Below are 23604 nucleotides of genomic sequence, written 5' to 3'. Positions count from 1 at the left end.
TGCTCAGGCGGGAACCGCCTGGTTGACCTCGGCGACGATCTTCCTCGCCGCATCGCCAAGGTCGTTGGCAGCGATGATCGGAAGCCCGCTCATCGCCAAGATGTCCTTGCCCTGCTGGACGTTCGTGCCCTCGAGACGAACGACCAACGGCACCTTCAGGTCGACCTCGCGGGCCGCCTCAACAATGCCTTCGGCGATGATGTCGCAGCGCATGATCCCGCCGAAGATGTTGACGAGAATGCCCTTTACGGCCGGATCGCTGAGGATGATCTTGAAGGCCGCGGTGACCTTTTCCTTCGAAGCGCCGCCGCCGACGTCGAGGAAGTTTGCCGGGAACGCGCCGTTCAGCTTGATGATGTCCATCGTCGCCATGGCGAGGCCCGCGCCGTTGACCATGCAGCCGATGTTCCCGTCGAGCTTGATGTAGGCGAGGTCGTACTTCGACGCCTCGATCTCCATCGGGTCCTCTTCGGTGAGGTCGCGCAGTTCCTGGATGTCCGGGTGGCGGAATTCGGCATTGTTGTCGAAGCCGACCTTGGCATCGAGCACCAACAGCTTGCCGTCCTCGGTAACGGCGAGCGGGTTGATCTCAATCTGCGATGCGTCGGTGCCGATAAACGCATTGTAGAGCTGCGGAAGAAGCTTGCCCGCCTGCTTGGCGAGATCGCCGCTGAGCCCGAGCGCGGCAGCAACGGCGCGGCCGTGGTGCGGCATCAGGCCGGTCGCCGGATCGACCGTCAGCGTCTCGATCTTCTCGGGCGTGTCGTGAGCGACCTTCTCGATGTCCATGCCGCCTTCGGTCGAGGCGACGATGGCAATGCGGCCGGTTTCACGATCGACCAACAGAGCGAGGTAGAATTCCTTCGCAATGTCGACGCCGTCGGTGATGTAGAGGCGCTGGACCTGCTTGCCTTGCGCGCCGGTCTGGATGGTGACGAGCGTCTTGCCGAGCATTTCCTCGGCATTGGCGCGGACTTCCTCGACCGACTTGGCGAGGCGAACGCCGCCCTTGGCATCGGGCCCGAGCTCGCTGAACTTACCCTTGCCGCGGCCGCCGGCGTGGATCTGAGCCTTCACGACCCAGAGCGGTCCCGGCAGCTTCTTCGCGGCATCGACCGCTTCATCAACGGACATGGCGGCGTAGCCGGCGGGAACCGGCACGCCGAACTTCGCAAGCAGCTCTTTGGCTTGATACTCGTGGATGTTCATTTCGCGCCGCCCTTAAGCAGATTGGGCCTGCCGATGCAAAGTCGGCCTTTCGCCCGAATGTTCCCAATGTTCGCAGTAACGGCGGTCGTTTCTGGCTTTCGTCGTTCCGTACTTTGCACGTGAAGACACGCTAGACTCAGGTCGCGCCTGTAAGACAGAAGTTTCCGGCCGTGTCCGAGTCCGACAAGCCCGTCCGCAAGATCATCCATATCGACATGGACGCCTTCTACGCGTCGGTCGAGCAGCGCGATAATCCGGAGCTGAGGGGCAAGCCGGTGGCGGTCGGCGGCGGGCATCGCGGCGTCGTGGCGGCGGCGAGCTACGAGGCGCGCAAGTTCGGCATTCGGTCTGCCATGCCATCGGTCACGGCGAAACGCCGGTGCGCCGACCTCATTTTCGTGAAGCCCCGCTTCGACGTCTATCGCGAGGTGTCGCACCAGATCCGCGCGATCTTCGCCGATTACACCGACCTGATCGAACCGCTGAGCCTCGACGAAGCTTATCTCGACGTGACCGCGGACCGGCTAGGTCTCGGCACCGCCCGGGCGACGGCTGAGGAAATTCGCCGGCGCATTCGCGAGGAGACCGGGCTGACGGCTTCGGCCGGCGTGTCCTACTGCAAGTTCGTCGCCAAGCTCGCATCCGACCAGAACAAGCCAGACGGCCTGTGCGTAATCACGCCGGAACGCGCACAGGCCTATATAGCCGCGCTTCCCGTCTCCCGGTTCCACGGCATCGGCCCGGTGACTGCACGCAAGCTCGAAGGCATGGGCATCATGACCGGCGCCGACTTGCAGGAGCGTAGCCTAGCCGAACTGGAGCTGCGGTTCGGCAGCTCGGGACACTGGTACTGGCGGATCAGCCGAGGGATCGACGATCGCGAAGTCTGCTCCGACCGCCCCTACAAGTCGGTCAGCGCGGAGCGAACGTTCGACGAGGATTTGACCGATCCCGATAGGCTCGCAAGTGAGCTTGAGCGCATCGCCGGTTACGCCTGGGCGCGGGTCGAGCGCGCCGATGTCACGGGCCGGACGGTGACCCTCAAGGTCAAATTCGGCGACTTCACCAACATCACTCGCTCGAAAAGCTTCCCAGCGCCGATCGAGGAACTGTCGAGCTTTACTGAAGCCGGCCAGGTCCTGCTGGCAGCCCTGTTTCCCGTGCCCAAAGGCATCCGGTTACTGGGTCTTGGCCTACACAATCTTGTCGAGGGAGAAGTCGAACCGCCTAGGCAGCTCGGATTGGCGATTTAGCTGGGGATAGATTGGGTTAACAAAAGGCGTTGGGGTGGTTTTTCCAGATAAGTTGTGATATAAAATTGTAACAGAGGCCCCGCGACCGGCGGAGGCCATTTTTGCAGGACCGAAATCAGGCACGGAGCCGCGACCGCGACGGGTCGTTATGGGGGACGATACGAGAGAGACGTGTCGGCTCACAGTGTCGCAACGGAAAGGATAGCAATGGCAGCGAAAGCGCTCAGCTTCGATGTTGGCGATTATGTGGTGTACCCAAGCATGGTGTTGGCCGCGTTGTCGAACTGCAAAGCACCGAGATCGCCGGCACCCGGCTGGATCTGTACGTTTTGCGTTTCGAAAAGGAAAAGATGACCCTCCGCGTTCCCGTCCTCAAGGCGGACTCGGTCGGTATGCGCAAGCTGTCGTCCGACAAGACCATGAAGGACGCGCTCGAAACCCTGAAGGGCAAGCCCAAGGTGAAGCGCACCATGTGGTCGCGCCGCGCCCAGGAGTACGAAGCGAAGATCAACTCCGGCGACCTGACCTCGATCGCGGAAGTGACCCGCGACCTGTTCCGCCCGGACGATGCTCCGGAGCAGAGCTATTCCGAGCGTCAGATCTTCGAGGCCGCCTCCTCGCGCCTCGCGCGTGAGCTCGGCGCCATGGAGCAGACCGATGAAAAGGCTGCGCTGGCGAAGATCCTCGACATCCTCAACAAAGCTGCGGTGATCCACCACAAGCCGAAGGAAGTCGCGAACGCCTAAAGCGTTTCGCTTCCGCTGAAAGAACAAGGGCGCGTCCTTCCGGGCGCGCCCTTTTCTTTTGGACTTGCTCTATCGGCGTGCATTGGTGTATTAGGTCGCTAACACGGCAAAAATGGGAGGATCAGATGCGACGCGCGATTGCTCTTGGTGTCTTGGCTTCGGCGCTGGTAGCGGCCGGATGCAGCGCGGCGAGAAGCGCCGACGGCGGTCCGGTCATCGACCGCGATTACCAGGTCGGAAACTTCGACAGGATCGAGTTGGCCGGTTCGTACGACACTAGCGTGACGACCGGCAGCGCGCCGAGCGTACACGCGCGCGGCGACCAGAAGGCCATCGACAATCTCGAAATCACCGTCGAGAACGGATCACTCGTCGTCCGCCCCAAGCAGAAGATGAGCTGGGCTGGGGATCGCATCATGGCAAGATTGCGCTGACGGTAACGGTCCCAAGCCTTCGCGCCGCAGAGCTTGCCGGATCGGGGAACATCGACATCGACAAGGTCGCCGGCGACAGCTTCTCGGGCGCGATTGCGGGCTCGGGCAATTTGCAAGTCGGCCAGGTTGAGGTTGGCACCCTGAAGCTCGACATTGCCGGGTCGGGAAATGCACGGGCCAGCGGCGGCCGCGCAAAAAGTGCCGATTACGGAATCGCCGGGTCGGGCGGGATCGACGCCAAAGGCGTTGCCGCGGAAACTGCTTCGGTTTCCGTCGCCGGCTCCGGCGGCGTGCAGGCGCAAGCCACCGGCACCGCATCGGTTAGCATCATGGGATCGGGCGACGTCGACCTGACTGGCGGCGCCAAGTGCACCATTTCCAAGGCGGGTTCCGGAAACGCTCGCTGCTCATAGTGACATCTTAACCATGTCGGGCGAGAGTGGCGGCATGAAGACCGCCATTCTCGCCATCTGCGCTGCAGCCATCGCCCAGCCGGCGCTGGCCGCGGACCGGACGCTCAGCGTCACCAGCTTCAACAAGATCCGGATCGACGGGCCGTACAAGGTACGGCTCACTACCGGCGTGTCGCCGTTCGCGACGGTCAGCGGTTCAGCAGCGGCGATCGACGCCGTGTCCATCGACCAACAGGGGCAGACCCTGGTCGTGCGCGGCAATCCTTCGTCGTGGGCGGCTATCCCGGGAAGGGGACAGGTCCAGTCGAGATCAGCGTTGGGACGCAGGACCTCGCGGCGATCTGGGTCAACGGCCGGGCGCGCTCTCGGTCGACAAGGTCAAGGGCCTCAGCCTCGACATTTCCATCCAGGGTCGGGATCGGCCGCCATCGCCAACGCGAACGTCGACCAGCTCAAGGTCGGGATCAGCGGGGTCGGCACAGTCTCGCTCGCCGGGACGGCTCCGAAGCTGACGGCCATCGTCCGCGGAACTTCATCGCTCGACGCTTCCGGCCTCGCCGTGAAGGACGCGACGGTGGGCGCCGAAGGCCCGCCCAGGTCCGCGTCAACGTCAGCAATAGCGTCAAGATTGACGCGCGCGGGGTGTCGACCGTCGACTTGTCGGGAGGCGCCGCATGCACCGTAACGACACAGGGCTCGGCGGTGATTTCAGGCTGCTGACTTCAACCGATCCGGAACTTCACTCGCCTGCAATTCGTTACCCCTCCCAAGCCAAGAACATGGGAGCGAAGCGATGTATATCGGTATCGGCGGTCTCATTCTGTTGATCATCCTTTTGATCGTCCTGTTCTAGGAACAGCGCAGAATTTCGACTGGAAACTTAGGCGCGGCCGTCTCGTAACGGCCGTGCCTTCACTTTGAAATGCCGTCCTTCGGATCGCACATCCTCCTCAGAACGTTGAAGTCTTCCTCAGACAGCACGTGACGATAGGTTGTCTCTTTTCGCACGGAATCGATGAAGCGCTTGGCCCGAGTTCGGCTCAACGGGTGACTGTCAAGGAATTCGCCAGTGAGGCCCGGTTCCTCGCCCTGCTCCTTAGCGAGCTTCAGGAATAGATTGCCGGTTGGCCCTGGTGAAATGCTTGCTCTGCCGAGCATTGCAATGGCGTCGCTGTCCGCTTCCGTCTCGTGAGCACGACTATAGCTGAGCGAAAGCAGTTGCTCGGCATTGGAGACAGTGGTTCCAGCGAACATGCTGATCAGGGCTTCGATGCCGAGTTGGCGGATTAGCGCTTCCGTCACGTGCCGTCGGCGGACGTGAGCGATTTCGTGGGCAACGATGCCGGCGAGCGCATCAGGATCATCGACATCATCAAGCGCACCCTTGAAGACGGCGATGTTTCCCCCGGCAAGGCCACCGCATTGAAGATCGGAAAGTCGAGCGCAACAATCCTGACCCGATCAGGCCCCTCAGTAGCGCCCGGCTCCAGCGTTTCCGCAAGCTTTTCGAGCGCTGCCTGACCTGCCGGATCGTCGCATTTGCTGGATCCGAAATCCCCAACCATTGCATTGCCGAGCTTTCGCTCCCAGCTCATCGGAACGTACGGAGCGACCCAGTGCGGGGCGACGTATCCGATGCCGACAACGACCGCGGTCACAACGGCGCAAACGGCGATCGCCGGCATCAGCCCTATCCGATCGATCCATCTTCCGTAGCCATCGCCCTTGGGATAAGGGCAAGGAGGTCGTCTTCGACCGGTTTGTCGAGGATCAGGGACCAGCCGGGCGCGTCATTCCGGCCAAGCCGGATGCGCTGCGGATCCTCGCTGAGCTTGCCGATAAGCCGAAGCGGACCTCGTCGTCCCATCCGCTATCGCGGCTTAGCTTGAGAACGCCGTCACCCGCCGCCACGGTCACCGCATAGGATCGAGCACTCGTCCCGTCGAACAGGGACGCCTGCTGCGACACGCCCCGGACCTAAAAGGCGCCGATATCGAGAGCGTCGAGGAATCCCTCGGCTTCTCTCGGCGCGACGGTCTGCGACTGGATCAACTGGTCCACGTCAACCGTACCGAACGCGTTCAAATGGCTGGTGATGAACTGCCATTTGCGAAAATTGTAGACGAAAATGGCGAAGCCGATCGTGACGATTGTGAGACCGATCGTCCGCAAGTAGAACCCCATCCAGTCCTTGAAGTCGGCGTCGAACTGGAACGTGATGTCACCAATGCTCATCCATTCGACCGCGGCCTTGTAATAGTGCGTAAGGAAGTTGACGTACGCCACTCCCACCGCGCAATAGAACAACAGGGTAATAATCGGGGAGCCGCCAGGCGTGCCTTCCCTCGCGGTCGCTATCGCAGCGAAGCCGCTTATCAGGCTTCCGATCACGATCACCGCCCAGAAGATGAAGAATGGTCCCTTCGTGTCTTCCGGAGTCATATCGGAGTGAAAGTCGTAGGGCCGAACGACATCTTACGCCAGCGCTCGTTCCATAATTTGGCCTGTGCCCAAGGGTAGAAAATTCCGCCCAGTAGAAAGGTGACGAGATAATATCCGATCGCCTTTCGGGCGTAGTTCCACCCGCCGTCGTTGCTTCCTCCGCGAATTCCACGCCACCATGTCCGCGACAATCGGTACCGAATGGCCCGGAACCGGGCGAGCCCAAAGAGAAAGAAACCCCTATATATAGAGCGAGGACGGCCGCGAACATCCAGCCTGGCCCAACACGGACGGCGATCGCCGGCAGGCCGAGCGCAAAAAGCAGTCCAACGAGGCCAAGCAGCAGGGCAATGATCACGAAGCCGATGAACATCTCCAACCCGGAGCCGGTCCATTGAAGCTGATCGTCGATGAAACGAGTCCTGCTCCAAAGGTAGCGTCGCTCGCGAGCCTTCGCCCAGGATCGGTAAACGAACAGAGTGACGATAGTGAGTGCGGCGTTGGACGCCGCGATCGGAATGAACTCCCGAAGAGTTCCAGTAAACTCAATCGCACGGCCGTTATCGGCCGCCGCAGAAGCCGGCGCGTCCATGGAACTAAACCCCCGTTTGTCCCCCGAGCGCAGGCAAGCTGAAACAAGTTTCGCCGGTTGGCAAGTTGCACTTTGGCCTGCGGTTGAGGGTGCAGCGCAGCATCGCTACATGCACGGCGCATGACCAAGATGTTCAAGATCGCGCTTCCCGACGGTTCGGTGCGGGAGATGCCCGAGGGTTCGACGCCCGCGGACGTTGCTGCCGCGATCGGACCGGGGCTGGCCAAGGCCGCGCTTGCCGCCAAGATCGATGGCGAAGTGCGCGACATCATGCGCCCGTTCGAGGGAGATTCGAACCTCGCGCTGATCACTTCGCGGGATGAAAAGGACGCACTGGAGCTGGTGCGGCACGACTTCGCGCACGTGCTTGCGGAAGCGGTGCAGAACATCTTCCCGGGCACGCAGATTACCTTCGGCCCGGCGACCGACGACGGCTTCTATTACGACTTTGCTCCAGCGCCGGGGCGCGGGCCGTTCACCGACGAGGATCTGCCCGCGATCGAGGAGGAAATGCGGCGCGTGATTGCCGCCGACAAGCCGCTCGTCCGGGAAGTCTGGGACCGCGAACGTGTGCGCCAGTTCTTCATCGACCATGGTGAGACGTTCAAGGCCGAATGGGTGATGGAGCTTCCCGAGGGCGAGCCGATCACCATGTACAAGACCGGACATGGCCGGCCGACTGGATCGACCTTTGCCGCGGGCCGCACCTCGCGTCGACCGGCAAGCTCGATCCCAACGCGTTCAAGCTGACCCGCGTGTCGGGCGCGTACTGGCGCGGCGACCCCAAGAACCCGATGCTCAGCCGCATCTACGGAACGGCGTGGCTCAACAAGAAGCAGCTCGATGCCTATCTGGTCCGGCTGGAGGAAGCGGCTAAGCGCGACCATCGCAAGATCGGCCAGGAGATGGACCTGTTCCATCTGCAGGCGGAGGCGCACGGCAGCGTGTTCTGGCATCCGAACGGTTTCGTCATCTGGCGCGCGCTGGAAGCCTATATGCGCCGTCGCATCGACGAGGCGGGCTACCAGGAAATCAAGACTCCGCAGTTGATGGACGCGAGGCAGTGGGAGCGCTCCGGTCACTGGGGCAAGTATCGCGAGAACATGTTCGTCGTGCCGGACGAAATCCCGCACGCGCCGGAGGACGGACAGGAGGACGAGGCTCCGATCCTGTCAGGCGAAGCCGACCTGATGGCGTTGAAGCCGATGAACTGCCCGGGCCACGTTCTGGTCTTCAAGCAGGGCATCACCAGCTACCGCGAGCTGCCGATCCGCTTCTATGAGAATGGCAGCTGCCACCGGAACGAGCCGCACGGCGCGCTCCATGGGCTGATGCGCGTCCGGCAATTCACCCAGGACGATGCGCACATCTTCTGCCGCGAGGACCAGATCGTCGAGGAAGTTCGCGCGTTCTGCGAGCTTGCGGACCGCGTCTACAAGGACCTCGGCTTCTCAGGCTATGGCGTGAAGCTGGCGCTACGCCCAGACAAGAGGTTCGGAAGCGACGAGGACTGGGACAAGGCCGAAGCCGAGCTTCGAGACGCCGTTGTCGCGGCCGGCATGGCAACCGAAGAATTCGGCTGGAAGAGCTGCCCGGAGAAGGCGCGTTCTACGCTCCCAAGCTCGAGTGGCACCTGACCGATGCTATTGGGCGGACCTGGCAGGTCGGGACAATCCAGTCGGATCGCGTGCTGCCCGAGCGGCTCGACGCGACCTACATTGCCGAGGATGGTGCCAAGCATCGTCCGATCATGCTGCACCGGGCGATCTTCGGATCGTACGAGCGGTTCATCGGAATCCTGATCGAGCATTATGCCGGCAAGTTCCCGCTCTGGCTGGCGCCGGTGCAGGCGGTCGTCACAACTATCGTGTCGGACGCCGACGATTACGCGAAGCAGGTGGCGTCCCGGCTTGAAGCGGCTGGGATCCGGATCGAGACCGACCTTCGCAACGAGAAGATCAACTACAAGGTGCGCGAGCATTCGCTGAAGAAGGTTCCGCTGCTGTTAGTCGTCGGAAAGCGCGAGGCCGAGGAGGGAACGGTCGCCATTCGCCGTCTAGGATCCGAGGAAAGGCAGCTTGTCATGTCTGTCGACGAGGCGATCGCGATGATCGCCGAAGAAGCGATTCCGCCCGATCTGAAGCGTTGAGCCGCCTGACGACTCTTCGCCACAGGTGGCGGCAAAAATGACGCGCTCCGGGCGCTCGCACTTTCAAAGCGGGCGCGAAATGCTTACGTCGCGCGAATTCAACCAACATTCGGAGATTAGACTATACCCCCGCCCTATCCGCGCCGAGCGCAGACCCCGCCGCAATTCACCGGCCCTCGCTACAACGAATTCATCCAGTCCCAGAAGGTCCGGGTGATTGACGAAAACGGCGAAAACCTGGGCGTGATGTTTACGCGCGAAGCGTTCGAGCAGGCTCAAGAGGTCGGCCTCGACCTCGTCGAGATTTCTCCGAATTCCGATCCGCCCGTCGCCAAGTTCCTCGATATCGGCCGCTTCAAGTATGAAGCGCAGAAGAAGGCCAACGAGCAGCGCAAGAAGCAGAAGACGCAGGAGATCAAGGAGATCAAGATGCGTCCGAACATCGACGATCACGACTATGACGTGAAGATGCGCAAGGTGTTCGAGTTCCTTGAGGAAGGCGACAAGGTGAAGGTTACCATGCGCTTCCGCGGCCGCGAGATGGCGCACGGTGAGCTGGGGATGAACGTCCTCCGCCGGGTCCAGGAGCAAACCGCCGAAATGGCCAAGGTCGAAGCGCACCCGCGCATGGAAGGCCGCCAGATGCTGATGGTGCTGGCGCCCAAATAAGCATGGCCGGGCCGGGTTCGCTTACCTGCATCCGTTGCCAGGGGACGATGGAGCGCGGCTTCATCATCGACGAAGGCTATGGAAAGCGCACCGTCCCTCGCTGGGTGCTCGGCGAAGCCGAGACCAGCATTTGGACGGGCCTCAAGATTCGCGGCAAAGACAAGCTGGAGGTGACGACCTACCGCTGCAGGCGTTGCGGTTACCTGGAAAGCTATGCCTGATTCGGATTTGCCAAGCTAAGCTTACGCTACGGCATCCTCGCTGACCGACCCGGTCTGTTGCAATTGTGCAGCAACGCCGTGTGATTGTTGCAGTCATGCTTTCCTTGCAATTGCTGCTGGATTAGCTTGCCCCATCCACGCCGCAGGGAGAGCGGCGCACAGGGAGGAAATACATGCGCAAGTCCGTGTGGCTGCTATCGGCTGGCCTCGTCGCCCTTTCATGTCCCGCCTACGCGCAGGATAACCAGGCGGCACCGCAGCCGACCGAACCGTCAGCAACCGAGCAGGCGGGCGTCACCGACGAGGCTCAGGCTGCCGCCGACGACACCGGCGACTCGGGCGAGATCATCATCACCGCGCAGGGCCGCCGCCAGGTTCTCCAGGACGTTCCGATCGCCGTGACCGCGATCGGCGCCGGCGAGCTTCAGAACTCAGGCGTTACCGATATCCGCCAGCTAAACCAGCTTGCCCCTTCGCTGCTCGTCTCCTCGACCGGTACGGAAGCCAACGGCTCCGCCCGTATCCGCGGCATCGGCACGGTCGGCGACAACCCCGGCCTCGAAAGCTCGGTCGCGGTGTTCATCGACGGCGTTTACCGCTCGCGTTCGGGTATCGGCCTCAACGAGATGGGCGAGCTCGACCGCGTGGAAGTTCTTCGCGGACCGCAGGGCACCCTGTTCGGCCGCAACGCCTCCGCCGGCCTCCTGAACATCATCAGCAAGAAGCCTTCGTACAATTTCGAGGCTTATGGCGAAGCGACGCTCGGCAATTACGACCTGCGCCGCCTCGCGGGTGGCGTTACCGGCGGGCTCACGGACACGTTGGCGGCCCGCCTGGACGTCGTCTACGTCAAGCGTGACGGCTTCTACGACGACGCTGCGAACGACACGACGATCAACAATCGCAACCGCATCTTCACGCGCGGCCAGCTGTTGTTCGAGCCGACCGACGCCATCAGCTTCCGGCTGATCGGGGATTACACCTGGCGCGATGAGCGCTGCTGCGCCGCCGTCTATGTCAACGACAAGATGAACGACAAGGTCGACGGCCTGCTCGACCCGACCCAGAACAACATTATCCGCGTTCTCGAAGCGCTCGGACAGGATCCGGCCGGCTTCACCGACGGTTTCAACCGCAACGTATCGGTCACTCCGGGCCGTGGTTATAACGGCAAGACGAAGGACGGCGGCGTTTCGCTCGAGGGCAAGTTCGACCTCGGCGGAGCGGAACTGACCTCGATCACCGGCTGGCGCTATTACAAGGCCGACCAGGGCGGCGACTTCGACTACGGCACGGTCGATATCCTCTACCGGCCGGACGACGGCACCTCGTCACGCAAGTTCGAGACATTCAGCCAGGAAATTCGGCTCAACGGCACCTTGTTCAACGACAAGCTCGACTGGCTCGTGGGCGGTTACTACGCCAACGAAGACCTGACGCTGAAGGACCAGCTGCGCTTCGGCGACCAGTATGGCCGCTTCGCAACCTGCCGCCTGGTCACTGGCAGCCCGCTGTCACCGTTGTTCAACCCCGCCGCCGCCGGCTGTCTGGCCGCACGGCCACCGGCGTTCGGTGCTGCGAGCCCGCTGATCTACGCCGCGATTGATCGCCTCGACCAGATGGCGGACGTGGGCTCGACGGGGATACGTACAAGCAGAACAGCAAGAACTGGGCGCTGTTCACGCACAACATCTTCCATATCACCGACCATCTCGATGCGACCATCGGCCTTCGCTACACTCACGAGAGCAAGAAGTTCGATGCGACCTTCGGCAACGACAACACGGCCTGCACGCTCAACCAGGCGTCGCTGCTTCCGCTGATCGGCAATGCCGCTCTGGCTCCGACGATCCAGGCGATCCTCGGCCTCAGCTGCCAGGGCAACAGCACGGCAGAGCTCAACGGCGTGTCGATCAGCGACAAACGGTCCGAGCACAAGCTGACGGGAACCGGTGTGCTGTCCTACAAGCCGAACGAAGACTCGCTGATCTACGCCAGCTTCTCGCGCGGCTATAAGGCGGGCGGCTTCAACCTCGACCGATCGGCGTTGAAGATCCCGATCTTCACCTTCGCGTCGCAGGGTGGTGCTCAGGCGCTCGTCAGCCGGCTCCAGTTCGACCCGGAAAGCGTCGATGCATTTGAACTCGGCGGCAAATACTCGGCCGGCGGCTTCCTCTTCAACGTCGCCCTGTTCCGCCAGAACTTCAGCAACTTCCAGCTCAATACGTTCGACGGCACGGTCTTCATCGTGCAGAACATCAACGGCTGTAAGACGGATCTTGCCGGTGCCGACCAGGACCAGTCGAAGTTCCCGACCGCGCCCAACTACGATCCGGCCGCTTCGACGACCGGCTCGTGCAACAAGGACGACGTGGGCTGGGGTGTCCGCTCTCAGGGCGTCGAGCTTGAGGCGTCATACAGGATGGCTCGCGATCTTCACCTGACCGCCGGCTTCACTTACGCCGACACCAAATATCGCAAGAACCTCGTCGGCACCGACGACGGCGCTCCGCTCAACCAGGCGCTCCGCCGCCTGCCGGGCCGCCGCGTATCGAACGCACCGTCGACGGTCGTCACAGGATCCGCGTCCTGGACCCCGGCGATCGGCGGAGGCGGCGTGCACGGCCTGTTCTACCTCGATGCACGCTACAGCAGCGGCTACAACACCGGCTCCGACCTGTTCCCGCAGAAGTCACAGGACGGCTTCACGGTGGTCAACGGCCGCGTCGGGATCTCCGGCCCGGGCGACCATTGGGCAGTCGAACTGTGGGCGCAGAACCTGTTCGACAAGAACTATCAGCAGGTCGCGTTCAACTCGCCGTTCCAGGAAGGCGCGACCGGTGCTCCGTTCACCGACCCGCAGTTCCCGGGTGGCCGCCAGATCTTTTCGTCCTACCTTGCGGAGCCGCGCACCTTCGGCGTGACCCTCCGCGGGCGGTTCGCTGCGTCCAAGGCTCCGGCTGTCGAGCCGCCGCCCCCGCCGCCTCCGCCACCGCCGCCGCCGGCCACGCAGACCTGCGCGGACGGTTCGGTGATCCTGGCGACCGAGGCCTGCCCGGCCCCGCCGCCGCCACCGCCACCGCCGCCGCCGGCGCCGGAACGCGGCTAAGCCAGTTCATCAGTCAAAAGGGGGAAGGGCTCGCCGGAAACGGCGGGCCCTTTTTCTATGCGGCGGCGGCCGCTTCGCCGGTGTCTCGCGCCGCGGCAAGCAGTGCTGCCCTTAGCGGATCGATCTCGTCGCTTGCCAGGCGCTTGCCGTCGGCCCGGGTCAGATAGAAAACGTCGACGGCCCGTTCGCCATAGGTCGCGATATGAGCGGAGTGGATGATGTGGCCGCAATCATGGATTGCGCGGGCAAGTCCCGCCAACAGCGCGGGCCGGTCGCGGGCATTGACCTCGACCACCGTCGTTCGCGTGGAAGCCCGCTCGGCGATCGCTACCGAGGGGCAACGCGGAAGGCGGCGGCGCGCCCGGGACCAGCTCCGCGAGGAACGGTCGGCGGCGAGTGCGAGGCGAGGGCATCTTCCACCGACCGGATCAGCCGGGTGCGCATGCGACGGTCAGAATAGGCGCGGCCCTGACCGTCCTTCACGAGCAGATTGTCGAGCGCCATGCCGTCACGCGTCGTGTGGATCCGAGCGTCGATGATGTTCGCTCCCGCCGCCGCCAAGCCCGCGCAAATGCGGTAGAACAGCCCCTCCCGATCCGGTGTGAACACGCTGACGCGCGAAGAGCGGCTGACGGGGTCGTCCTCGATCACGACGTTTGGAACCGCATCGCCGATATGGGCTCCGGCGGAAGCAACCTGCCTTGCATTCGACAGCTGCCACTCCGGCGGTTCGGCGAGCCAGTAGCTGTCGGGCAAACGCTTCGAATAGGCCTTCGCCGCGCTGCTCTTCCAGCCGAGCGCCTGAGCCAGTTCGAGCTTCCGCTCGTCGACGAGCTCCTGCCGCCCCGCTGCTTGTGACCGAGGCGAAGCCGCTCCTCGGCCGCTTCGAACAAAGTACTGAGGAGCGCGCGCTTCCATTCATTCCAGACGCCGGGGCCTACAGCGCGAATGTCGACCACAGTCAGGATGAGCAGCAAACGCAGCCGCTCCGGGCTCTGCACCATCTGAACGAAGTCTTCGACTGTCTTGGGATCGGCAAGGTCGCGCTTGAACGCCGTCGCAGACATCAGCAGGTGGTGTCGAACCAGCCACGACACCGTCTCCGTCTCGGCGGGATCAAGGCCGAAGCGAGGCCCGAGCTTCATCGCAATCGCAGCGCCGATCTCGCTATGATCGCCGCCCCTTCCCTTGGCGATGTCGTGCAGCAGGACCGCGACGTAGAGCGTCCGACGTGAACCGACCTGCTTCTGCATGATTGCGGTGGACAGCGGGTGATCCTGCTTGAGCTCGCCGCGCTCGATCGCCGCCAGCAGGCCGATCGCCCGGATGGAATGCTCGTCGACCGTATAATGATGGTACATGTCGAACTGCATCTGCGCGACGACGCGGCCAAAATCGGGAACGAAGCGGCCGAACACGCCGGCCTCGTTCATCCACCGAAGCACCAGCTCCGGCGAGTTCACGCAGGTGAGCACGTCGAGAAACAAGGCGTTTGCGCGCGCCGACTTACGGACCTCGTCATCGATCAACTTGGCGTCCCGGGCGGCCGCCCGCATGGCGGCTGGGTGGATCTCGAGGCCTTCGCGCGCCGCCAGAGCGAATAGCTCCAGCAGCCGGCACGGATCCTCGGCGAAGAAGCGGTCGTCCGGAACCGACAGCCTTCCGCGGTCAACGACGAAGCCTGAAAGCCGCCGCGGCTTTCGCCGAATGGTGGGAAGGGCGAAGCGAAACCCCTTCTTCGCAAGCTGCTCGTCGAGCTGCGCAAGGAAGATGCCGGTGAGGTCGCCCACGGTCTTCGCGTTCAGAAAATAGAATTGCATGAAGCGTTCGACCGCGGATTTTCCGGGCCGGTCGGCGTAGCGCATGACTTCGGCGATCTGCTTCTGGTGATCGAAGCCCAGCCTCTCCTCGGCCCGGCCGGCGGCGAGATGGAGGTGGCAGCGAACTGCCCAGAAGAAGCGCTCGGCGCGCTCGAACTTCTTGAACTCGGCGGCGGTGAACAAGCCGACACGGACGAGGTCCGACGGCTCTTCGACTCCGTGAACGTACTTGCCGATCCAGTAGAGTGTGTGGAGGTCGCGCAGACCACCCTTGCCGTCCTTGACGTTGGGTTCGACGACGTATCGCGTATCGCCCATTCGCCGGTGGCGCTCGTCGCGTTCGGCGAGCTTGGCCGCGACGAATTCGGCGGCGGTTCCGGATACGATCTTCGTTCGGAAGCGCTTGACGGCCTCGTCGAAGATAGATCGCTCGCCCCAGATCAGCCGCGCCTCCAGAAAGGCGGTTCGAACGGTCATATCTGCTCTGGCGATAGTCATGAGTTCCGGGATCGACCGGATCGAATTGCCGACCTTGATCTTCAGGTCCCATAGCAGGTGAAGGACGGCCTGAACCGTCGCTTCCTGCTTCTGGGTCGGCTTCGCCGCGGTCAGGAACATCAGGTCGAAATCGCTGAACGGCGCCATCTCGCCGCGTCCGGTGCCGCCCAATCCGACGATCGACATCGGTTCCGGCACAGAGCCATTGGTGACGAAATCGAAAGCGAGGCGCAGGATCTGGTCGTGCAGATAAGCGGTCGCCCGCGCAGCCGCCCGTCCCCGATCCGGGTCAAGCGAGAGCCGCCGCGCTACCTCCGCGCGGCCCTGCTCCAATGCACCGCGCAGGATTTTTAACGCGAAGCCATTGCGCTCATTGCCCGCCGGCAAAGCGGCGAGGCCATCGGCAATCCCGCGGCGATCGATGATCGCGCGCCGGTCCGGAACGCTATCGTGAAGGCTGCGCGTCACGATTTCACATGTCTGTCGGTCGGCATGGAGCTAATCTAAGTGCCGGTCCGGCATGACGCCAGCGGCAAGGTTCGAGGCGAGAATGACTGAAGACAAAGCACGCGTTTCCGCCAAGGCGGCCTCGGCTGGAGCAGGAGCAGTCGGAGCCGGTGCGATTGCCACATTGGCACTGGGTTCGTTCGCCCTCGGCGCCATCGCAATGGGGCGGTTGCCATCGGCGCCGTTGCGATCGGCCGGCTCTCGGTCGGCAAGGCCCGGTTCAAGCGAATCGAGATCGACGAGCTGGCGGTTCAGAAATTGCGGGTCGAGAGCACGGAAGAGCTTCCAGCTGCGGGTGAGGCGACCGCGCTGGATCAGCCCGACGGCGGCTCAGTCACGTCGCAAGAGGCTCTTCAGGCGATAGAGCGACTCTAAAGCTTCGCGCGGGCTCATGCGGTCCGGGTCGAGTTCCTCGAGCGCCGTCACCAGCGGATCAGCCGCGACCTCCGGCTCCGCCGTCGCTGCAAACAAGGGCAGGTCGTCCAGACCGGCGGCGATTCCGCCGGTGGCATCGCGTCCCGCTTCCAGCTTGGCGAGCACCGACTTGGCGCGAGCAACCACCATCGGGGGAGCCCTGCCAGCTTCGCGACGGCGATGCCGTAGCTGCGGTCGGCCGCCCCGTCGGCGACTTCGTGGAGAAGAACGAGATCGCCCTTCCACTCGCGCGCGCGGACGTGGTGAAGCGAAAGGCAGTCGAGCCGCCCGGCGAGCCGCGTCAGCTCGTGATAATGGGTCGCGAAAAGGGTCCGGCACTTCAGCTGATCGTGCATTGCCTCGACCACAGCCCAGGCAATGGCGAGGCCGTCGTAGGTCGAGGTGCCTCGTCCGATCTCGTCGAGGATGACGAGGCTCTGCGCGGTCGCCTGGCTGAGGATGGCGGCGGTCTCGACCATCTCGACCATAAAGGTTGAGCGGCCACGGGCGAGATTGTCGGAAGCGCCGACGCGGCTGAAGAGCTTGTCGACGATGCCGACCCTCGCACTGCTGGCCGGTACGAAGCTCCCCGATTGCGCGAGCACGGCAACCAGCGCGGCCTGGCGAAGAAAGGTCGATTTGCCTCCCATGTTCGGACCGGTAATCAGCCACAGCCGGTCGTCCGGCCCGAGACTGAGATCATTGGCAATGAAGCGCTCACCCGATTCGGACAAAGCCGCCTCGACAACCGGATGCCGCCCGCCTTCGATCTCCAGGCAGGGCTGGTCAGTGATGTTCGGGCTGGTCCAGCCACCTTCAGCCGCACGCTGGGCATGGGAGGAAGCGACATCGATCCGCGCGATCGCTTCCGCCGTGGCGACGATGCGGGCCGTCGATGCGATGGCGAGCTGGGTCAGCTCTTCCGCATGCGCGGCCTCGGCGGCCAGCGCATGCGCGCCCGCCTCGACGACCCTGCTCGCCTCGTCGTGCAATTCCGGGGAGTTGAAGCGGACGACTCCGGCGAGCGTCTGGCGATGCGTGAAGCCGCTGTCCGGCGTCATCAGGCGATCGGCATGGCGCGCGGCGACTTCGACATGATAGCCGAGGACATTATTGTGCCGGATCTTCAGCGACGAGATGCCCGTCGCATCCCGGTAGCGGGCTTCGAGCATGGCGATCGCCCGGCGGCCGTCCGAAGCCGCGGAGCGCAGCGCGTCCAGGGAGCCATCATAGCCCTCGGCGATGTAGCCGCCCTTGCTTGCGTCAATCGGCGGGGACTCGACCAAAGCGCGGCGGAGATGATCCACCAGCGCATCATGACCCCCGAGAAGCGGCAGCAGACTTTCGAGAAGGCTCGGTTTGTCCGGCCCCCGAGCATTTCCTGGCGCAGCGCTTCGGCGGCCGCCAAGCCGTCGCGTAGGATCGCAAGATCGCGCGGCGAGCCGCGCCCAGCCGTGAGGCGAGCAAGCGCCCGCGCGAAGTCCGGCATGGCCTTGAGTGCGACTCGGGTGCGCTCGCGCCTGAGCGCATTTTCGTGGAGCCAGGCGACAAGCGCGAGGCGCTGTTCGATCTCCTGGCGGTCCGTGAGCGGTGCGGAAATGTCGGATGCGAGAAGGCGGCGGCCGGCCGCCGTCTGGCAACGATCGATCTCGCCGAGCAGGCTGCCGGCTATGCTTCCGGACACCGAGCGGCAAAGCTCCAGGCTGTCACGGGTCGCGGCATCGATCGCCACGTGGGCCGATCGCGAAACCCGCTTCGGCGCATCGAGCAGGATGCCTGCGTCCTTCTGGGTCGCGTCGAGATAGGCGAGCAATCCCCCTGCCGCCGCTAGTTCGGCGCGGCTAGGACTGCCGATGCCATCCAGCGTCGAGAGACCGAAACGCGCCTTGAGCGCTCGCTCGCCTGCGATGCTGTCAAACCCCCTTTGCCAGCGGAAGTGCGGATGCCGGGGATAAATGAATCTGCAATCGTCTCCGCCGGCGACAAGCGCGCCAGTTCCGCGGCGAGTTCGCCGGTGCCGCAGGCGATGAGTTCGAACCGGCCCGTCGAAATGTCGGCCGCGGCGATCGCCCAGTCCTCCCCTGCCCGCCCGATGGCCGCCAGCCAGTTGGCAGCGGACGATTCGAGCAAGGTTTCCTCGGTTAGGGTACCCGGAGTGACGAGCCGGATGATGGCCCGATCGACCAGGGCCTTGGAGCCGCGCGCCTTGCGTGCTTCCGCCGGGCTTTCGGTCTGTTCGGCGATGGCGACGCGATGTCCTGCGCGGATCAGCCGGGCGAGATAGGATTCGGCGGCATGGACTGGGACGCCGCACATCGGCACCGGCTCGCCTTCGGACTCCCCGCGCTTGGTGAGCGCGATGTCGAGACAGCCGGCGGCGACCTTTGCATCCTCGAAGAACAGTTCGAAGAAGTCGCCCATCCGATAGAACAGCAGGGCATCGCCAGCTTCGGCCTTGAGCCGCTGGTACTGCTGCATCATCGGTGTGGGTGCGTCCGCGCGCGCCATTCTGAAGCCGTAACCTCTAAAGACGCCATGCTGAACTTGTTTCGGCATCCATCGCGACGGTTTCCTGATTTTTCGGCGAGAGCCGTGTCCATGGATCCTGGCTTTCATCAGGATGACGGCGCGACCCCGTCCGCTAAGGCCCATCCCATGTCGGAGAGCAACGTCACATTCTCGGATCAGGAAGCGCTGGAGTTTCACTCGCGCGGGCGCGCCGGGAAAATCGAGATCATCGCATCGAAGCCGATGTCCACCCAGCGCGACCTCAGCCTTGCTTACTCGCCGGGCGTCGCCGTTCCGGTCCGCGCAATCGCCGAGGATCCGGGCAAAGCCTACGACCTCACGGCGAAAGGCAATTTGGTTGCAGTGATTTCGAACGGCACTGCGATCCTTGGCCTCGGCAACCTTGGCGCGCTCGCCTCGAAGCCAGTGATGGAAGGCAAGGCCGTACTGTTCAAGCGCTTCGCCGACGTCGATTCGATCGACATCGAAGTGAAGACCGAGGACGCGCAGCGCTTCATCGATGCGGTCGAGTTGCTCGAGCCGAGTTTCGGCGGGATCAACCTGGAGGACATTGCGGCGCCGGACTGCTTCGTCATCGAACAGACCCTGCGCGAGCGGATGAATATCCCGGTCTTTCACGATGACCAGCACGGCACCGCGATCATCACCGCCGCCGGCCTCATCAACGCCTGCCACCTGACCGGCCGCAAGTTCTCGGACATCCGCGTGGTCGTGAACGGCGCCGGCGCCGCGGCGATCGCCTGCACCGAGCTGATCAAGGCGATGGGCGTGCGCGGCGACAATGTCATCATGTGCGATCGGAAGGGCGTCATCAGCAAGGACCGCACCGACCTCGACCAATGGAAGTCCGCGCACGCGGTGGAGACCGACAAGCGCACGCTGGACGATGCGCTGGTTGGCGCCGACGTCTTCCTCGGCCTTTCCGCGGCCGGCGCGTTGAAGCCGGAGATGGTCGAGAAGATGGCGAAGGAGCCGATCATCTTCGCCATGGCCAATCCCGATCCGGAGATCTGGCCGCCGGACGCAAAAGCCGTTCGCCCCGATGCGATCGTCGCCACCGGCCGGTCCGACTTCCCGAATCAGGTCAACAACGTCCTCGGCTTCCCCTTCATCTTCCGCGGCGCGCTCGACGTCCGTGCGACGCGCATCAACGAGGAGATGAAGATCGCGGCGGCGGAGGCTCTGGCCGAACTGGCTCGCGAGCCGGTCCCGGACGAGGTCGCGGCGGCCTACGGGGACGCATGCAGAGCTTCGGCCGCGATTACATCATCCCGGCTCCGTTCGATCCGCGCCTGATGGAAGTTGTTGCTTCCGCCGTTGCGGAGGCTGCCGGCCGGACCGGGGTCGCGCAGAAGCCAGTCGCGGATATCGACGATTATCGCGCCGCCCTTCGCGCTCGCCAGAATCCGACCGTATCGGTACTCAGCCTCGCCTATGAAGCGGCCAAGGCCAACCCGAAGCGGGTTCTGTTCGCGGAAGGGGAAGAGCCAAACGTCCTTCGCGCCGCGATCGCGTTCAAGGAGGCCGGTTACGGAACGCCGGTCCTCGTCGGCCGCGAGGAAACGTATGACCTGCTCAAGGAGCATGGCGTCGAGAACCCGCGCGAATATGAGGTCCTCAACAGCCGCAACTCACCGCTGGTCGGGCGCGCGGTCGACTACATCTACAAGAAGCACCAGCGCCACGGCATGCTCCGCCGCGAGGTCGAGCGGCTGGTCAACCAGGACCGCAATTATTTCGCAGCGGCCATGCTGGCGCTGGGGAAGCGGATGCGATGATCACCGGCACGACGCGGCCGTTCAGCCAGTCGTTGCGGCAGATCCGGATCGTGATCGACGATGAGCCTGAGGCCACCCCGTTCGGGATCAGCGTGGTGGTCGCGCGACACCAGACGGTGCTGATCGCCGATACCGCCGTAACCGAACGGCCCGATGCCGAGCAGCTGGCGGCGATTGCCTTGCGGTCGGCGGGCTTCGCGCGGTGGATGGGCATTGAGCCCCGAATCGCTTTCATCTCCTACACGACGTTCGGCAATCCCCCGGCGTGCATATCGAGGACCTTCGCGGCGCGGTGAAGCTGCTCGACAGCATCAAGGTCGACTTTGAGTACGAAGGCGAGATGGGGCCGGACGTCGCGCTCAACCACGACATGCAGCAGCGTTTCTACCCGTTCAGCCGCCTGAGCGGACCCGCGAACGTGCTCGTCATGCCTGGACTTCAGTCGGCGAGCCTGACCTCAAAGCTGCTGCGTGAGCTTGGCGGCGAGAGCATCATGGGCCGTACCTGCTCGGGCTGGAAAAGCCGGTGCAGATCGCGCCGATGACGGCGACGGCATCGGACCTGGTGACCTTGGCGGTGCTGGCGGCGCGAGGCGTGCGCGAGCGCGGTCGCGCGAAGAAGCGCTAGGTCCGCTCGACCGAGCTGACGAGATCGTTCTCGCGCAGCGCGGCAATGATTGCGTGCAAGTGGGCGAGGTCGTGAACCTCGATATCGACCTGGAAGGTCATGAAGCTGCCGTCGCGGTGGACGAGATGCAGGTTGATGATGTTGGCGTGCTTGTTGCCGAGCACGCTAGCCATGGCGCCGAGCGCACCGGGACATCGCGGACGATAACCGTCAGCCGGGCCGCGCCGCCGTCTGAACCTTCGCCCCAGGCAAGGTCGAGCCAGTCCGCGTCCACTCCGCTCGCCAGCGTGTCGCAGCCGATCACGTGGACTTCGATCTCCTCATCCTCGCGGCGCAGCCCTACAATGCGATCGCCCGGATCGGGTGGCAGCATTGCGCGAGATGGTAGGCGACGCCGGGGGTCAGGCCCTTGATCGAAATGGCGGTGCGCTGAGCCAAAGGTCGTGGCGCAACGTCGCCGCCCGCGGAACCGGGCATCAGCGCTTCCATGACCTGCTCGTCGGTCACGCGCTTGCGCGCGATGGCGATCATGAGCTCGTCCTGGCTCTCGATCTTGAGCCGCTTCAGCGCCTGCTTCAGCGCGTCCTTGTCGAGCACTGCCGGGAGCCGCTCGACGATCTCGTCGTAGATCTTGCGGCCAAGCTCGACAGTCTCGTCGCGCTCCTTGTGGCGGACGAAACGGCGCACGCCGGAGCGCGCTTTCCCGGTCACTACGAACCGGAGCCATGACGGCTGCGGATGCTGGGCCTCGGACGCGAGAATCTCGACCTGGTCGCCGTTCTCCAGGATCGTCCGCAGCGGAACCACGCGGCCGTTGACCTTGGCGCCTACGGTGCGATCGCCAAGATCGGTGTGCACCGCATAAGCGAAGTCGACCGGCGTCGCACCCTTGGGCAACTGGATCAGCTCGCCCTTGGGGGTGAAGGCGAAGATCCGGTCCTGGTACATCGCCATGCGCGTGTGCTCGAGAAGCTCCTCGGGCGAAGCGGCATGATCGAGGATCTCGACGAGGTCGTCGATCCACGGGACCTTCAAGTCGGCGCTCGGTTTGTTTTCCTTGTATGCCCAGTGGGCAGCGAGCCCGCGCTCGGCCTGCTCATGCATCTCCTTCGTGCGGATCTGGATTTCGATCCGCATCTTGGAATCGTGGATCACCGAGGTGTGAAGCGAGCGATAGCCGTTGCGCTTCGGCGTCGAGATATAGTCCTTGAAGCGACCCGGAACCATCGGCCAGCGCTGATGGATCAGGCCAAGCGCCTGGTAACAATCGTCCTGGCTATCGACGATCACGCGGAACGCCATGACGTCCGACAATTGCTCGAAGCTGATGTGCCGTTCGGCCATCTTCTTCCAGATCGAGAAGGGGTGCTTCTGCCGCCCCATGACCTCGACGTTCAGGCCATGGTCGGAAAGGTAGAGCTGGAGGCCGAGCCCTATCCGGCTGACGAGATCGCCGCCGACCTCGGTCAATTGCTTCAGCCGGCGCATGATCGAGGCGTAGGCGTCCGGCTCCAGAACCTGGAAAGCCAAGGTCTGCATCTCGTTCATCATCTCGTACATGCCGATCCGCTCGGCGAGCGGGGCGTAGATATCCATTGTCTCGCGGGCGATGCGGCGGCGCTTCTCATCATTCTTGATGTGATGGAGCGTGCGCATGTTGTGCAGACGGTCGGCGAGCTTCACGAGCAGGACGCGGATGTCGTCGCTAAGGGCGAGGAAGAACTTGCGCAGGTTCTCAGCGGCGCGCTCGCTCTCCGACTGCGCCTCGATCTTGCTGAGCTTGGTCACCCCGTCGACGAGACGGGCAACGTCCTTGCCAAACAGCCGCTCGATTTCCTCCGGGGTCGCGATCGTGTCCTCAATCGTGTCGTGGAGGATCGCGGTCGCGATCGTCTGGTCGTCGAGCTTGAGGTCGGTGAGGATGCCTGCGACCTCGATCGGATGGCTGAAATAGGGGTCGCCGCTCGCGCGCGTCTGCGTACCATGCGCCTTCATTGAGAAGACGTAAGCGCGATTGATCAGGCCCTCGTCCGCATCGGGATCGTAGGACCTGACTTTCTCGATCAGCTCATACTGCCTCAGCACAGCCTTAAGATGGGCGACGGCACCCTTATTGTGCAAGCGCGAAAGGGCTTTCTCATGTGTCGGGGCGAGAACTATTCTTTTGCAAATGTTTGTGCTTACTTGGATTCGT

The 23604-nt window shown here is 63.5% G+C and carries 12 protein-coding genes and 8 pseudogenes; 10 read left to right on the top strand and 10 right to left on the bottom strand.

From position 1 onward, the window contains the following. Positions 1-3: 3 nt before the first annotated feature. The gene (sucC, locus tag H9L15_RS07135; protein ID WP_187715659.1) at positions 4-1209 is read right to left on the bottom strand and encodes an ADP-forming succinate--CoA ligase subunit beta; all 1206 of its coding nucleotides are present in this window, start codon (positions 1207-1209) and stop codon (positions 4-6) included. 215 nt (positions 1210-1424) lie between these two features. On the opposite strand from sucC, the gene dinB reads away from it, so the two are divergent. From dinB to H9L15_RS07110, 5 genes and pseudogenes are all read left to right on the top strand, one after another. After that, complete coding sequence (gene dinB, locus H9L15_RS07130; RefSeq protein WP_187715829.1) at positions 1425-2462, top strand: DNA polymerase IV; 1038 nt, start codon at positions 1425-1427, stop codon at positions 2460-2462. Between the two features lie 207 nt (positions 2463-2669). Beyond that, a pseudogene (locus tag H9L15_RS07125) lies at positions 2670-3208 on the top strand (CarD family transcriptional regulator). Between the two features lie 125 nt (positions 3209-3333). Continuing rightward, entirely contained in the window at positions 3334-3642 is a 309-nt protein-coding gene (locus H9L15_RS18720) for a GIN domain-containing protein (protein ID WP_187715658.1), read from the top strand. Next, a complete protein-coding gene (locus tag H9L15_RS18715; protein WP_187715828.1) occupies positions 3573-4055 on the top strand; it encodes a GIN domain-containing protein in 483 nt (160 codons plus the stop codon). The genes H9L15_RS18720 and H9L15_RS18715 overlap by 70 nt, the downstream gene beginning before the upstream one ends. A 34-nt stretch (positions 4056-4089) precedes the next feature. After that, positions 4090-4740, top strand: coding sequence for a GIN domain-containing protein (locus tag H9L15_RS07110; protein ID WP_187715657.1), 651 nt, complete (start codon positions 4090-4092; stop codon positions 4738-4740). 227 nt (positions 4741-4967) lie between these two features. Here the strand turns inward: H9L15_RS07110 and H9L15_RS07105 are convergent, their stop codons facing one another. The 6 genes and pseudogenes from H9L15_RS07105 to H9L15_RS20280 form a co-directional block, all read right to left on the bottom strand. Further along, positions 4968-5453 (bottom strand): M48 family metallopeptidase, encoded by a 486-nt coding sequence (locus tag H9L15_RS07105; RefSeq protein ID WP_187715827.1) that lies wholly within the window; start codon positions 5451-5453, stop codon positions 4968-4970. Then, positions 5354-5740, bottom strand: coding sequence for a hypothetical protein (locus tag H9L15_RS07100; protein ID WP_187715656.1), 387 nt, complete (start codon positions 5738-5740; stop codon positions 5354-5356). Before H9L15_RS07100 ends, H9L15_RS07105 begins: the two co-directional genes overlap by 100 nt. 85 nt (positions 5741-5825) lie before the next feature. Then, a complete protein-coding gene (locus H9L15_RS07095; protein WP_187715655.1) occupies positions 5826-6023 on the bottom strand; it encodes a hypothetical protein in 198 nt (65 codons plus the stop codon). Between the two features lie 9 nt (positions 6024-6032). Continuing rightward, positions 6033-6497: a DUF898 domain-containing protein gene (locus H9L15_RS07090; protein ID WP_223276582.1), complete on the bottom strand. Its 465-nt coding sequence runs from the start codon at positions 6495-6497 to the stop codon at positions 6033-6035. Further along, positions 6494-6892, bottom strand: coding sequence for a DUF898 family protein (locus H9L15_RS20285; RefSeq protein WP_398286827.1), 399 nt, complete (start codon positions 6890-6892; stop codon positions 6494-6496). The genes H9L15_RS07090 and H9L15_RS20285 overlap by 4 nt, the downstream gene beginning before the upstream one ends. Next, positions 6829-7089 (bottom strand): annotated as a pseudogene (locus H9L15_RS20280) (DUF898 family protein); the annotation flags it as partial. The gene H9L15_RS20285 and the pseudogene H9L15_RS20280, both read right to left, overlap by 64 nt. A 120-nt stretch (positions 7090-7209) precedes the next feature. Here H9L15_RS20280 and thrS point away from each other — a divergent pair. The 4 genes and pseudogenes from thrS to H9L15_RS07065 all read left to right on the top strand — a co-directional run. Then, a pseudogene (gene thrS, locus H9L15_RS20275) lies at positions 7210-9238 on the top strand (threonine--tRNA ligase). Between the two features lie 123 nt (positions 9239-9361). Next, positions 9362-9907 (top strand): translation initiation factor IF-3, encoded by a 546-nt coding sequence (infC, locus tag H9L15_RS07075; protein ID WP_187715826.1) that lies wholly within the window; start codon positions 9362-9364, stop codon positions 9905-9907. Between the two features lie 2 nt (positions 9908-9909). After that, positions 9910-10128: a hypothetical protein gene (locus H9L15_RS07070; protein ID WP_187715652.1), complete on the top strand. Its 219-nt coding sequence runs from the start codon at positions 9910-9912 to the stop codon at positions 10126-10128. A 173-nt stretch (positions 10129-10301) separates the two neighbouring features. Next, positions 10302-13069, top strand: a pseudogene (locus tag H9L15_RS07065) (TonB-dependent receptor); the annotation flags it as partial. A 223-nt stretch (positions 13070-13292) separates the two neighbouring features. Here H9L15_RS07065 and H9L15_RS07060 read toward each other — a convergent pair. Then, positions 13293-16026, bottom strand: a pseudogene (locus H9L15_RS07060) ([protein-PII] uridylyltransferase). A 366-nt stretch (positions 16027-16392) separates the two neighbouring features. Beyond that, positions 16393-18957: pseudogene (gene mutS, locus H9L15_RS07055) on the bottom strand (DNA mismatch repair protein MutS). A 174-nt stretch (positions 18958-19131) separates the two neighbouring features. On the opposite strand from mutS, the pseudogene H9L15_RS07050 reads away from it, so the two are divergent. Further along, positions 19132-21410 (top strand): annotated as a pseudogene (locus tag H9L15_RS07050) (NADP-dependent malic enzyme). Here the strand turns inward: H9L15_RS07050 and H9L15_RS07045 are convergent. Further along, a pseudogene (locus H9L15_RS07045) lies at positions 21407-23495 on the bottom strand (RelA/SpoT family protein). The pseudogenes H9L15_RS07050 and H9L15_RS07045 sit on opposite strands and share 4 nt — an antisense overlap. Positions 23496-23604 lie beyond the last annotated feature (109 nt).

Source organism: Sphingomonas daechungensis (assembly GCF_014489495.1).
GTDB classification, from domain to species: domain Bacteria; phylum Pseudomonadota; class Alphaproteobacteria; order Sphingomonadales; family Sphingomonadaceae; genus Sphingomicrobium; species Sphingomicrobium daechungense.
The sequence above is the reverse complement of the archived record's forward strand: the minus strand, read 5'-3'. Positions and strand labels throughout refer to the sequence as shown.

Bases quoted from the DNA above. Each gene is read 5' to 3' on its own strand.
- sucC (WP_187715659.1), bottom strand. From the start codon at position 1,209: ATGAACATCCACGAGTATCAAGCCAAAGAGCTGCTTGCGAAGTTCGGC.
- dinB (WP_187715829.1), top strand. From the start codon at position 1,425: ATGGACGCCTTCTACGCGTCGGTCGAGCAGCGCGATAATCCGGAGCTG.
- H9L15_RS18720 (WP_187715658.1), top strand. From the start codon at position 3,334: ATGCGACGCGCGATTGCTCTTGGTGTCTTGGCTTCGGCGCTGGTAGCG.
- H9L15_RS07110 (WP_187715657.1), top strand. From the start codon at position 4,090: ATGAAGACCGCCATTCTCGCCATCTGCGCTGCAGCCATCGCCCAGCCG.
- H9L15_RS07100 (WP_187715656.1), bottom strand. From the start codon at position 5,740: ATGCCGGCGATCGCCGTTTGCGCCGTTGTGACCGCGGTCGTTGTCGGC.
- H9L15_RS07090 (WP_223276582.1), bottom strand. From the start codon at position 6,497: ATGACTCCGGAAGACACGAAGGGACCATTCTTCATCTTCTGGGCGGTG.
- H9L15_RS20285 (WP_398286827.1), bottom strand. From the start codon at position 6,892: ATGGACCGGCTCCGGGTTGGAGATGTTCATCGGCTTCGTGATCATTGC.
- H9L15_RS07070 (WP_187715652.1), top strand. From the start codon at position 9,910: ATGGCCGGGCCGGGTTCGCTTACCTGCATCCGTTGCCAGGGGACGATG.